The following is a 12522-nucleotide window of genomic DNA, read 5'->3' on the forward strand; positions in this document are numbered from 1 at the left end:
CCGCAGCGGTTCGCGGTAGCGTCTGGGCATGAGCGAGTCCGCGTCCGAGGCCGAAGCCGGCGAGAACACCGCCCCGGCCGTTCCCGGGGGCGCACCCCCGAGCGAGCCCGAACCCGAGTACGAGCCCGCGGCCCCGGCCCCCCTGAACCTCCCGCGCCCCCCGACCGGCGACGCCGGGATCGACGCCCGGCTGGCGCGGCTGGCCGATGCCGACCACCTGCCCACCGACGGACATGTCGAGGTGTACGAGGATGTACACCAGGGGCTGCGCGACGCGCTCACCGCGCTCGACGCCCGCCCGGGACCACCGGCGCCCCCACCGTCGCACCAACACAGGAGCTGAACCGAACGTGGCAGGAGTCGCACGCCGTCGTCTGGACGCGGAGCTGGTCCGCCGGAAGCTCGCGCGCTCGCGCGAGCACGCCAGCCAGCTGATCGCCGCGGGACGGGTCACCGTCGGCAAGACCGTCGCGACCAAGCCGGCCACGCAGGTGGAGACCGCCGCCGCGATCGTGGTCCAGGCCGACGACAGCGATCCCGACTACGTCTCCCGGGGCGGCCACAAGCTCGCGGGCGCGCTGGCGGCCTTCGTTCCCCGGGGACTGGTGGTGGAGGGCCGGCGCGCGCTCGACGCCGGCGCGTCCACCGGCGGGTTCACCGACGTCCTGCTGCGCGCGGGCGCCGCCCATGTGGTCGCCGTGGACGTCGGCTACGGGCAGCTCGCCTGGTCCCTCCAGCAGGATGCCCGGGTCACCGTCAAGGACCGCACCAACGTACGGGAGTTGACGCTCGACGCGATCGACGGGGAACCTGTTGATCTGGTGGTGGGCGACCTGTCCTTCATCCCGCTCGGGCTGGTGCTGCCCGCCCTCAAGCGGTGTGTGAAGCCGGACGCCGACCTGGTGATGATGGTCAAACCGCAGTTCGAGGTGGGCAGGGAACGGCTCGGCAGCGGGGGTGTCGTACGGAGTCCGCAGCTGCGGGCGGAGGCCGTGCGAGGGGTGGCCGAGAAGGCATGGGAGCTGGGGCTCGGGGCGCGCGGCGTCACCGCGAGCCCGCTGCCGGGCCCCTCGGGCAACGTCGAGTACTTCCTGTGGCTGCGGTCCGGCGCCCCCCGCCTGGACCCGGCCGACGTCGATCGCGCAGTGGCGGAGGGGCCGCGTTGACACAGAATCTGGCGCGTACTGTTTTCCTGCTCGCCCACACCGGGCGGCCGGCGGCGATCCGCAGCGCGGAACTCGTCGTCAAGGGCCTGCTGCGGCACGGCATCGGTGTGCGCGTGCTGGAGGAGGAGGCGCGTGACCTGCCGCTCCCGGACGAGGTGGAGCTGGTGGGGGAGGCGACCCCGCGGTGCCTCGACGACTGCGAGCTGCTGATCGTGCTCGGCGGCGACGGCACGCTGTTGCGGGGCGCGGAGTTCGCCCGCGCCTCCGGGGTGCCCATGCTCGGCGTCAACCTGGGGCGCGTCGGGTTCCTCGCGGAGGCGGAACGCGATGACCTCGATCGGGTGGTCGACCGGGTGGTGGAGCGGTCGTACGAGGTCGAGGAGCGGATGACCGTCGACGTGGTGGTGCACCGCAACGGTGACGTGGTGCACACCGACTGGGCGCTGAACGAGGCGGCCGTGCAGAAGGCCGGCGCCGAGAAGCTGCTCGAAGTGGTCCTGGAGATCGACGGGCGGCCGGTGACGGGGTTCGGCTGCGACGGGGTGGTGCTGTCCACGCCGACCGGCTCCACGGCGTACGCGTTCTCCGCCGGCGGGCCGGTGGTGTGGCCCGAGGTGGAGGCGCTGCTGATGGTGCCGATCAGCGCGCACGCCCTGTTCGCCAAGCCGCTGGTGACCTCGCCGGACTCGGTGCTCGCCGTCGAGGTGCTGCCGCACATCCCGCCGGGGGTGCTGTGGTGCGACGGGCGGCGGACGATCGAGCTGCCGCCGGGGGCGCGGGTGGAGGTGCGGCGGGGCGCGGTGCCGGTGCGGCTGGCCCGGCTGCACCACTCGTCGTTCACCGACCGGCTGGTCGCGAAGTTCGCGCTGCCCACCACCGGGTGGCGCGGCGCCCCGCACTAGGTGTGTTGTCCCGGGACGTTGGTGACACGCGGGCTGGGTGCTTGAACAGGTGAGGGCCTTCTGGGTTCGGTGTGGATTGCGAAGTCTGCACCGACGTCCAGGAGGCCCTCGTGTCCCACCGTAATGCCCCGCTGACCCCGACCGGCAGGCTGCGGCTGGCCCGGTGTGTCGTGGACGACGGCTGGCCGCTGCGCAGGGCCGCGGAACGCTTCCAGGTCAGCCACACCACCGCCGCCCGCTGGGCAGGCCGCTACCGGCAGCTGGGCGCCGAAGGCATGCACGACCGCTCCAGCCGCCCGCACCGTCAACCCCACCGGACCCCGGCCGCCATCGAGGCACAGGTCGTGCGGCTGCGGCGCGAACACCGCATCGGCCCGCTGCGACTCGCGGCCCGAACCGGTATCGCCACCTCTACCGCCCACCGCATCCTGGTCCGGCACGGCCTGCCGGCTCTGGCCGCCTGCGACCGGTCCACCGGCGAGCCCGTGCGCCGCTACGAACGGGCCCGGCCCGGCGAACTGGTCCACATCGACGTCAAGAAACTCGGCCGCATCCCCGACGGCGGCGGCCACAAATTCCTCGGCCGCGCGGCCGGCCGGGCCAACCAGGACCGCCGCAGCGGCACCGGATACGCCTACCTGCACACCGCCCTGGACGACCACACCCGCCTGGCCTACACCGAAGACCTGCCCGACGAAAAGGCCGCGACCTGCGCCGCCTTCCTCACCCGGGCAACGGCCTGGTTCGCCCAGCGGGGCGTCACCGTCGAACGCGTCCTGACGGACAACGCCTGGGCCTACACGAAGAACACCTGGCGCGACACCTGCCGCGAGCTGGGCATCAGGCCCCGCTGGACCAGGCCCTGGCGACCGCAGACCAACGGCAAGGTCGAACGCTTCCACCGCACCCTGCTCGACGAGTGGGCCTACATCCGGCCCTACACCTCAGACGCCGAACGGCAGGCCGCGTTTCCCGACTGGCTGGACTGGTACAACTACCACCGACCCCACACCGGCATCAGCGGTTACCCACCAGCCAGCCGCGTCACCAACCTGTCCGAACAGCACAACTAGGGCCTCTCGTCTGGATCATGCCGGGCTCGCGGGGTCTGGCACGCACATCTGCGGCGTTGTCGTCGGTCGCCAACTCCCCCACGCTCGGCTTCGCTCGCGCGGGGGCACCCCCATCGCGTTGACTCCCTCCTCCGCCTTGCATCTGCACGCACCAGACCCCGCTCCCTGATCCGGCCTGATCCAAACGAAAGACCCTAGAGGCCCCGGGCAGGGCCCCGGCGCCGGGCCCGTCCGCCGCGGCCGCTCACCGGAAAGAGCGGCCTGTGTGCGCGCGACGCCCGAGACCTCGTATGGTCTGTTCCGTGTTGGAGGAGATGCGGATACGGTCGCTCGGAGTCATCGACGATGCCGTCGTCGAGCTGTCGCCGGGGTTCACCGCGGTCACCGGTGAGACGGGCGCGGGCAAGACCATGGTGGTCACCAGCCTGGGACTGCTGCTCGGTGGCCGGGCCGACCCGGCGCTCGTGCGGATCGGGGCCGGGAAGGCGGTCGTGGAGGGGCGGATCGCCGTGCCCGCCGACGCCGCTGCCGTGGTACGGGCCGAGGAGGCCGGTGCCGAGCTGGACGACGGCGCCCTGCTGATCAGCCGCACCATCTCCGCCGAGGGCCGCTCCCGGGCGCACCTGGGCGGGCGCAGTGTGCCCGTGGGACTGCTCGCCGAGCTGGCCGACGACCTGGTGGCCGTGCACGGCCAGACCGACCAGCAGGGGCTGCTGAAGCTGTCCCGGCAGCGCCAGGCGCTGGACCGGTACGCGGGCGACGCGGTCGCCGTGCCGCTTGCCAAGTACACCGGGGCCTACCGGCGGCTGCGCGCCGTCTCCGCCGAGCTGGAGGAGATCACCACCCGGGCGCGGGAGCGGGCACAGGAAGCCGACATGCTCCGCTACGGCCTCGACGAGATCGCCGCCGTGGAGCCGCGCGCCGGGGAGGACGCGGAGCTGGCCGAGGAGGCGGACCGGCTGGGGCACGCGGAGGCCCTGTCGTCCGCCGCGACCGCCGCGCACGCCGCGCTCGCGGGCAACCCCGAGGACCCCGAGGGCATCGACGCCCAGGCCCTCGTGGCGGGCGCCCACCGGGCCCTGGAGGCCGTGCGCTCCCACGATCCGGCGCTGGCCTCGCTCGCCGAGCGGATCGGGGAGATCGGCATCCTGCTCGGCGATGTGGCCGGCGAGCTGGCCGGGTACGCGGACGACCTGGACGCCGACCCGCTGCGGCTGTCCGCGGTCGAGGAGCGCCGGGCCGCCCTGAACGCGCTGACCCGCAAGTACGGCGAGGACGTGAACGCGGTCCTCGCCTGGGCCGAGCAGAGCGCCGCCCGGCTGACCGAGCTGGACGGCGACGACGAGCGGATCGCGGAGCTGACCGCCGAGCGGGACGCGCTCCGCGCCGAACTGGGCGGTCTCGCGCAGGCGCTGACCGACGCCCGCACCGAGGCCGCCGAGCGGTTCGCCGCCGCGGTGACCGCCGAGCTGGCCTCGCTGGCCATGCCGCACGCGCGCGTCTCCTTCGACATCCGGCAGACCGAGGACCCGGAGGGCGTCGAGGTCGGCGGGCGACCGGTCGCCTACGGCCCCGCGGGCGTGGACGAGGTCGAGCTGCTGCTCGCCCCGCACCCGGGCGCCCCGCCGCGGCCCATCGCCAAGGGCGCGTCCGGCGGCGAGCTGTCCCGGGTGATGCTCGCGGTGGAGGTCGTCTTCGCGGGCACGGACCCGGTGCCGACCTACCTGTTCGACGAGGTCGACGCGGGCGTCGGCGGCAAGGCCGCGGTCGAGATCGGCCGCCGGCTGGCCAAGCTCGCCAAGAGCGCCCAGGTCGTGGTGGTCACCCATCTGCCCCAGGTCGCCGCCTTCGCCGACCGGCAGCTGCTGGTGGAGAAGACCAGCGACGGCTCCGTCACCCGCTCCGGCGTCAAGGTCCTGGAGGGCGAGGAACGCATCCGGGAACTCTCCCGCATGCTGGCCGGCCAGGAGGACTCGGAGACGGCCCGCGCCCACGCGGAGGAACTGCTGGCGACCGCGCGGGCGGACCGGTAGCGGGAGCCGGCACACCGGGAGCGGGACTTAGGGTGACGGGATGACCGGCACCCGAAAGACCCGCTCCTTCCTGCTGTCCGCCGCCCTCACCCGGGCCGGCTACGCCCTGCTGCGCGCCAACCGGCCCGGCGCTCCCGGGCGTTGGCAGCGGACGAACCACGCCGGACGGGACGTCGAGCTGTACGCCGGGCCCGCCACGGCGCTGGGCACGGCGGTCGCCGCCGCCCGGGTGCACCCCGGGGCCGGGCTCGCCGTCCTGGCGGCGGGCTGCTGCGGGGCGTACGACGACGCGGCCGGCGACCACCGGCGCGGCTTCCGGGCCCACCTCGGCGCGCTGCGCGAGGGCGAGGTCACCAGCGGTGCCGTGAAGCTGTTCGGGATATCGGCGGCCGGACTGGTCGCGGGCGCGCTGCTCAAGGAGCGCCCGCTGGACAAACTGCTCGCCGGGGTCGTCATCGCGGGCGCCGCCCACTTCGTGAACCTGGTCGACGTACGGCCGGGCCGGGCGCTCGGCGCGGTGCTCGCGCTCGGGGCGCCCGGACTGCTGCGCGGCGGGCCCGGCGGGGAGCTGGCCGCCGTCGCCACGGGCGGTGCGGCGGCCGCGCTGCGCGAGGACGTCGGCGAGCGGACGATGCTCGGGGACACGGGGGCGCACGCGCTCGGCGCCACGCTGGGGGCGGCCGTGGTGGCGGGCAACGGGCGCGTGGGACTGCTCGCGCACGCCGTCGCCGTCGTGACCGCCGCCGTGTACGGGGACCGGGTCACCGCCTGGGCGAAGGCACTGTGAGCGCCTGACCTCGGGGGACGCGGAGGAGCGGCGTCAGCGGACACCGGGCCCTCTTCACCCGTGTGGGTGATGTGCTCCGGCGCATTGCCCCGGCCCGCCGTCCTGTGCGCCCATCCGCAATTCCCCAGCGGACACCGCCTGCTGGCATGCTGGACGGGGACACCGCCCGCGCGGGAGGCGCGCGAGGTGCGTTCCTCCGCCCCCGTGCGCCCGCTACTTTCTGTACGTTGCCTCGTGACCGCCCCACGCCGAACCAGGAGCCCGGCCCTGTGAGCCCCCTGAGCAGCAACGCACCGCACGGCCGGCCGCCGCTGCGCACCGTGCAGGTGCTGGGCGGGGGCAACGCCGGCAGTGGCGCGCACGTGCGCTCCCTGGCCGCCGGGCTGGTCGCCCGGGGCGTGCGGGTCACGGTGTGCGCCCCCACCGAGGCCGACCGTACCTACGACTTCACCGGCGCCGGCGCCAGTCACATCCACGTGCCGCGCAGCAGCGACCCCTCCTCGGTGACCGCGCTCCGGGCGGCCTGCGCCGACGCCGACCTGGTGCACGCGCACGGCCTGCACGCCTCCTTCCGGACCGCCCTCGCCCTCGGCGGCCGCACCACCCCGCTGGTCGTCACCTGGCACAACCGGTCGTACGCCGAGGGCGCGCGGGCTCAGCTGCTGCGCATGCTGGAGCGCCGCGTGGCCCGCTCCGCGACCGTGGTCCTCGGTGCCAGCCCCGATCTGGTCGACCGCGCCCGCCGCACCGGCGCCCGGGACGCCCGGCTCGCCGCCGTCACCCTGCCGGGCCGCCCCCGCCCCGCGGCCGTACCCGACGAGCGGGACCCGCGGCGGCCCAAGGCGCGCGCCGAACTGGGCGCCACCGGACGCCCGTTACTCCTCGCCGCCGGCGCCCTCGACAGGCACCGCGGGCACGAGACCCTGCTGGAGGCGGCGCGCGCCTGGCGGGACCTGGACCCGGTGCCCCTGGTCGTCGTCGTGGGGGAGGGCCCGCTGCGGCCGGCGCTCCAGCAGCGGATCGAGGCCGAGGAACTGCCGGTGCGGCTCCTCGGCGACCGCGACGACCTGCCCGCACTGCTCGGCGCCGCCGACCTGGCGCTGCTGACCGGCCGGTGGGAGTCCCGCCCGGTGCTCGCCCAGGAGGCGCTGTACGCGGGCGTCCCGCTGGTCGCCACCCGCGTCGGCGGCGTCCCCGACCTCGTGGGCGACGCGGCCGAACTCGTGCCGTACGGCGACCCGTCGGCGCTCGCCACCGCCGTCCGGCGCCTGCTCGCCGACCCGGCACGCCGGGAACTGCTGCGGGAGCGGGGCGGACGGCAGGCCGCGGGCTGGCCGACCGACGAGGAGACGGTGGCCCATGTGCTCAGCGTGTACGACGAGTTGACCCAGCCGCTGATCCTGTGAGCGGTCAGGGCACGTGGCGGCGGGCCCGCAGGGCGAGGCTCAGGGCCAGCACCGTCTGCGGGTCGTCGAGGTCGGTGCCCAGCAACTCGCCGATGCGGGCGAGCCGGTTGTAGAGGGTCTGCCGGTTCAGATGGAGTTCGCGGGCCGTCTCCGCCTTGCGGCCCGCGTGCGCGAGATAGGTCTCCAGGGTGGGCAGCAGCGGCGGCTTGGAGCGGCGGTCGTGGTCGCGCAGCGGACCGATCGCCCGGTCCACGAAGGCCGCGAGGTCCGGATGGTCGCGCAGCCGCCACAGCAGCAGATCGATGTCGAGGCGGCGGGCGTCGTACCAGGGGCGGTCGACGAGGCCCTGCGCCGCCGCCGCCGTCTCCGCCGCGTGCCGCAGCCCCGCCGAGGCCGCCGCCCAGCCGCCCGCCACCCCGACCACCACCACCGGCGGCGGACTGCCGGCCCGCCGCATCCCGGCACGCTCCACGCCCGCCCGCAGCGCCGCCGCCACCCGGTCCGCGACCGCCGATCGCTCCGGCTCCGCGCGCAGCCCGAGCAGCACCAGCACCCGGCCCTCCACCGGCCGCACCCCCAGCAGCACCGGCACGCCCACCGCGGCCAGCTCCTCGGAGACGGCCCGCGCGAGGACCGCCCAGCCGCCCCCGGCGGGGGACAGGGGGTCGCCGACCCGCATCACCACCGGCAGCAGCGGGCTGCCACCCGGTTTGAAGCCGAGCACCCGGGCCTGGGCGGGAGCGTCCTCCGCCGAGATCCGGCCCTCGGCCAGATCGGTGAGGAAGTCGCCGCGCCCGCGCGCCGCCAGCTCCTCCTCCTGCCGGGCCTGCATCAGCACCACGGCCAGGATGCCCGCGGCCCGCTCCGCGGCCATCCGGTGCACCGGCGCCAGCGGGGAACGCACCGGCAGCAGCACCAGCCGGGCCCGCACCGCGCCCGTGGTGCCGGGGCCGCCGCCGGGCACGTCCACCAGCACCGAACCGGCGGGCGGCGGGGCGTTCTTGTGCGGGCCGCGCAGCCCCTCCCACACCTGCAACGGGTCCGCGCCCTCGGGCCCCTCCCCGGCCGCGTACAGCAGCCGCCCGTCGGGGGTCTCCAGGAACACCGGGTTGCCGCCGAAGCCGGCCAGGATGCCCAGCACCTGCGGCACCCCGCCGCCGCCCAGCAGCGCCTCGGTACAGCGCCGGTGCACCTCCTCGGCCCGCTGGAGCAGCGCGTAGTGACCGTTGACGATCTCGGTGTGGATCTCCTCGGTGACCGCCACGAACGGCACCTCGCGGTGCAGCTGGACCAGCGGCAGCCCGGCCGCGCGCGCGGTGTCCACCAGCGCCGCCGGCAGCCGGCTGAAGCGCGGGCCCAGCTCCACCACCAGGGCGGCGATCCCGCGCTCGGCCAGCGTGCGCACGAACGCCCGCTGCTCGGCCGGGCGGGTGCCGAGCCCGTACCCGGTGGTGAGCAGCAGCTCGCCGCCCTTGAGCAGCGAGGCGATGTTGGGCACCTCGCCCGCGTGCACCCAGCGCACGGTGCGGCCGAGCCGGTCCGCGCCCGCCAGGATCTCCGGCAGCCCACTGCGCAGCCCGGGCAGCTCCAGGGCCCGCTGAACGGTGATCCCCGCGCCCTGCGCCTCGGGCCTGCTGTCCGTACCGCTGTCCATGCTGCGGACGCTACCTGCGAAAACGCAGGAATTGAATCTTCTGGCTAGACCGGCCTGATGTTGTGGTTGAAGCGGAAGACGTTGTCGGGGTCGTACCGCCGCTTCACCTTCTCCAGCCGCAGCGTGTTCCCCGCGCCGAGGCCCGCCCGGGCCCGCTCGGGGCCCTCGTCGCCGATCAGGTTCTGGCAGACGGCCCCGGTGCTCCACGGCCCCGCGGCGGTGCGCACCCGCCGCACCCAGCCGGTGCACCGCTCGTCGTCGGCCGGGTCCGTCCAGACGGCGAGCGGGTGCACCAGCCAGGGCGCGTCCCGGTACGCCACCGGGTAGGCGTGCGCGCCGGCCGCGACCGCCCCGCCCAGCGGGAACAGCGCCAGCCGGGTACCGGGCAGGGCCGGCATGTCCTCACCGAGGGCGCAGAAGACGTCGACCGCCGCGTCCGGCAGCGCGCCGAGGCACTCCGCCGAGCCGTGGCCGCGCAGCCCCGGCGGGATGTCGAGCAGGCGCTGCGCGTCGGCGTACGGCACCTCGCCCAGCAGGTGTGCCCCGTGCGGCAGCGCGAGCAACGGCGCGGCCAGGGCGCGCAGTTCCTCCGTGGCGCCCGCGCAGGTCAGCAGTGCCGCGCACAGCCGCCTGCCCGCCAGGCCGGGCGGCACCGACTCCGGTGGCGGGCCGGTGAGATACAGCACCGCTCCGCCCACCGCGTCCGGGGCGGCCCCCAGGACCTCCCGGAAGGCGCGCACCACCCGGGGCCCCGACTCCGCCGGACACAGCGTCAACGCCAGGCAGAAACGCGGAAGTTCGTGCAGTTCCAGGGTGAGTGCGGTGGCGACGCCGAAGTTGCCGCCCCCGCCGTGCAGCGCCCAGAACAGCTCCGGGTCGTCGTCGGGGCTCGCCCGCAGCCGCTCCGCGTCCGCGCTCACCAGCTCCACGGCGGCGAGGTTGTCCACGGCCGTCCCGAAGACGCGCTCCAGCCACCCGGAGCCGCCGCCGAGCACGAATCCGCCGACCCCGGCGCCGGAGGCCCTGGACCCCGTCGTCGCGAGGCCGTACGGCCGGACCGCCCGGTCCAGATCGCCCGTCGTGGCCCCGCCCCCGACCCGGACCGCCTCCGCGGCCGGATCGACCGTGACCTCCCGCATCCGCGACAGGTCCACCACGAGCGCGTTGTCACCGAGCGCGCGGCCGCCGAGGTCGTGACCGCCGCCGCGGACCGCCACCGGCAGATCCAGATCGCGTGCGAAACGCACCGCGCGGACCACGTCGGCCGTGTGCGCGCACCGCGCGATCACGGCCGGTCGCCGGTCGATCACCGCGTTGAAGACGGCCCGGGCTCCGTCGTAGCCGGTGTCTTCGGGCGCGAGGACGTCGCCGAGCAGGTCCTCGCGGAGTGCGGCGAGGGCCGTGCGCGCCTTCGAGCGGGGTGCCACGGTTTCCAGCGTGGCACCCCGGAGCGCGTCGGGGCACGGCCGTCAGCCGCCGTACGCCCCCGAGGCCGTCAGCCGCAGCGCCGTGTCGATCAGCGGCACGTGGCTGAACGCCTGCGGGAAGTTGCCCACCTGGCGCTTGAGGCGGGGGTCCCATTCCTCCGCGAGCAGACCGAGGTCGTTGCGCAGGGCGAGCAGCTTCTCGAAGAGCCTGCGGGCCTCGTCCACGCGGCCGATCATCGCCAGGTCGTCGGCCATCCAGAACGAGCACGCCAGGAAGGCGCCCTCGTCGCCGGGGAGGCCGTCGACGCCCTCGTCCTGGCCCTCGGTCGGGTAGCGCAGGATGAAGCCGTCGGAGGTGGACAGCTCGCGCTGGATCGCCTCGATGGTGCCGATGACGCGCTTGTCGTCCGGGGGCAGGAAGCCCATCTGCGGGATCAGCAGCAGGGAGGCGTCCAGCTCCTTGGAGCCGTAGGACTGGGTGAAGGTGTTGCGCTCCTTGTCGTAGCCCTTCTCGCACACGTCCCGGTGGATGTCGTCGCGCAGTTCGCGCCAGCGCTCCAGCGGGCCGTCCGCGTCACCGGACTCGATCAGCTTGATGGTGCGGTCCACCGCGACCCAGGCCATCACCTTGGAGTGCACGAAGTGCCGGCGCGGGCCGCGCACCTCCCAGATGCCCTCGTCCGGCTCCTGCCAGTGGTCCTCCAGGTAGCGGATCAGCTTCAGCTGGAGCAGGGACGCGTAGTCGTTGCGGGCCAGGCCCGTCATGTGGGCCAGGTGCAGGGCCTCGGTGACCTCGCCGTACACGTCCAGCTGGAGCTGGTGGGCCGCGCCGTTGCCGACCCGGACCGGGGCCGAGCCCTCGTAGCCAGGCAGCCAGTCCAGCTCGGCCTCGCCCAGCTCGCGCTCGCCCGCGATGCCGTACATGATCTGCAGGTTCTCCGGGTCGCCCGCGACCGCCCGCAGCAGCCACTCGCGCCAGGCGCGGGCCTCCTCGCGGTAGCCGGTGCGCAGCAGCGAGGACAGGGTGATCGCCGCGTCGCGCAGCCACGTGTAGCGGTAGTCCCAGTTGCGCACGCCGCCGATGTCCTCGGGCAGCGAGGTGGTGGGGGCGGCGACGATGCCGCCGGTGGGCGCGTAGGTCAGTGCCTTCAGCGTGATCAGGGAGCGGATCACCGCCTCGCGGTACGGGCCGTGGTACGTGCACTGCTCCACCCACTCGCGCCAGAAGTGCTCGGTCGCCTCCAGCGACTGCTCCGGCTCCGGCAGGGCGGGCGGCTCCTTGTGCGAGGGCTCCCAGGAGATCGTGAACGCGATCCGGTCACCGGGGGCGACCGTGAAGTCCGCGTAGGTGGTCAGCGACTTCCCGTAGGTCTCGACGTCGGTGTCGAACCACACGGAGTCGGGCCCGGCGACGGCGACCGTGCGGCCCTCGTGCTTGTGCACCCAGGGCACGACCCGGCCGTAGGAGAAGCGCATCCGCAGCACCGAGCGCATCGGCACCCGGCCGGTGACGCCCTCCACGATCCGGATCAGCTGGGGGGCGCCGTCGCGCGGGGGCATGAAATCGGTCACGCGGACGGTGCCGCGCGGGGTGTCCCACTCCGATTCCAGGATCAGCGAGTCGCCCCGGTAGCCGCGGCGGGCCGCCGTGGGCGGCTGGGAGTCGGCCGCGTGCGCCGGGCCGAGCCGCCAGAAGCCGTGCTCCTCGGTGCCCAGCAGGCCGGCGAAGATGGCATGCGAGTCGAAGCGGGGCAGGCACAGCCAGTCCACCGTGCCGTCCCGGCAGACCAGTGCGGCGGTCTGCATGTCTCCGATGAGTGCGTAGTCTTCGATGCGCCCGGCCACGTGCAACTCCAGTCGAACGGCCACGTCACCCCCGCGCAAGGGGGGCTGTCGCTAGTGCGGTCAAGGGGTCGTTGTTGTGCGTCGTTGAGCGGTGAAGCAAAGCAGCCCGCCGAGCCCTGAGGCAAAACGACAGTCTTTGCTCAACGAACTGCCGCGCTCTCGTTGTTCCGGGTGATTCGGGCGGGGGTGTGCCGTCGTCCGGCCGGGCCCGGCAGTGAATGTCCGAGCA

10 protein-coding genes are annotated in these 12522 nt (G+C 74.8%); 7 read left to right on the forward strand and 3 right to left on the reverse strand.

Features of this window, described 5'->3' with window-relative positions; all coding sequences use genetic code 11:
• Positions 1-28 precede the first annotated feature (28 nt).
• The 7 genes from HZZ00_RS09060 (at position 29) to HZZ00_RS09090 (ending at position 7367) form a co-directional block, all read left to right on the forward strand.
• Positions 29-343 carry a hypothetical protein gene (locus tag HZZ00_RS09060; protein WP_180331716.1) on the forward strand — a complete coding sequence of 105 codons (315 nt, stop codon included), beginning with the start codon at positions 29-31 and terminating at the stop codon, positions 341-343.
• A gap of 7 nt (positions 344-350) precedes the next feature.
• Positions 351-1166, forward strand: coding sequence for a TlyA family RNA methyltransferase (locus tag HZZ00_RS09065; RefSeq protein ID WP_070028019.1), 816 nt, complete (start codon positions 351-353; stop codon positions 1164-1166).
• Positions 1163-2068: an NAD kinase gene (locus HZZ00_RS09070; RefSeq protein ID WP_070028018.1), complete on the forward strand. Its 906-nt coding sequence runs from the start codon at positions 1163-1165 to the stop codon at positions 2066-2068. Before HZZ00_RS09065 ends, HZZ00_RS09070 begins: the two co-directional genes overlap by 4 nt.
• 110 nt (positions 2069-2178) lie before the next feature.
• On the forward strand, positions 2179-3141 hold the full coding sequence (locus tag HZZ00_RS09075) for an IS481 family transposase (protein WP_180331717.1): 963 nt from the start codon (positions 2179-2181) through the stop codon (positions 3139-3141).
• 290 nt (positions 3142-3431) lie between these two features.
• Positions 3432-5174: a DNA repair protein RecN gene (gene recN, locus HZZ00_RS09080; protein ID WP_180331718.1), complete on the forward strand. Its 1743-nt coding sequence runs from the start codon at positions 3432-3434 to the stop codon at positions 5172-5174.
• Positions 5175-5214: 40 nt separating this feature from the next.
• On the forward strand, positions 5215-5961 hold the full coding sequence (locus HZZ00_RS09085) for a hypothetical protein (RefSeq protein WP_180331719.1): 747 nt from the start codon (positions 5215-5217) through the stop codon (positions 5959-5961).
• 269 nt (positions 5962-6230) lie between these two features.
• Entirely contained in the window at positions 6231-7367 is a 1137-nt protein-coding gene (locus HZZ00_RS09090; protein ID WP_180331720.1) for a glycosyltransferase family 4 protein, read from the forward strand.
• A 4-nt stretch (positions 7368-7371) separates the two neighbouring features.
• Here HZZ00_RS09090 and HZZ00_RS09095 read toward each other — a convergent pair whose 3' ends face one another.
• Genes HZZ00_RS09095 through HZZ00_RS09105 form a run of 3 tightly spaced genes read right to left on the reverse strand, consistent with a single transcriptional unit; the run spans position 7372 to position 12293 of the window.
• Complete coding sequence (locus HZZ00_RS09095) at positions 7372-9021, reverse strand: PucR family transcriptional regulator (RefSeq protein ID WP_180331721.1); 1650 nt, start codon at positions 9019-9021, stop codon at positions 7372-7374.
• 44 nt (positions 9022-9065) lie between these two features.
• Positions 9066-10448 carry an FAD-binding oxidoreductase gene (locus tag HZZ00_RS09100; protein WP_180331722.1) on the reverse strand — a complete coding sequence of 461 codons (1383 nt, stop codon included), beginning with the start codon at positions 10446-10448 and terminating at the stop codon, positions 9066-9068.
• Positions 10449-10490: 42 nt separating this feature from the next.
• Positions 10491-12293, reverse strand: a complete 1803-nt coding sequence (locus tag HZZ00_RS09105; RefSeq protein WP_180333436.1) for a glycoside hydrolase family 15 protein — start codon at positions 12291-12293, stop codon at positions 10491-10493.
• Positions 12294-12522 lie beyond the last annotated feature (229 nt).

Source organism: Streptomyces sp. NEAU-sy36, from assembly GCF_013423905.1.
GTDB lineage: Bacteria > Actinomycetota > Actinomycetes > Streptomycetales > Streptomycetaceae > Streptomyces > Streptomyces misionensis.

Bases quoted from the DNA above. Each gene is read 5' to 3' on its own strand.
- HZZ00_RS09060 (WP_180331716.1), top strand. From the start codon at position 29: ATGAGCGAGTCCGCGTCCGAGGCCGAAGCCGGCGAGAACACCGCCCCG.
- recN (WP_180331718.1), top strand. From the start codon at position 3,432: ATGGTCTGTTCCGTGTTGGAGGAGATGCGGATACGGTCGCTCGGAGTC.
- HZZ00_RS09085 (WP_180331719.1), top strand. From the start codon at position 5,215: ATGACCGGCACCCGAAAGACCCGCTCCTTCCTGCTGTCCGCCGCCCTC.
- HZZ00_RS09095 (WP_180331721.1), bottom strand. From the start codon at position 9,021: ATGGACAGCGGTACGGACAGCAGGCCCGAGGCGCAGGGCGCGGGGATC.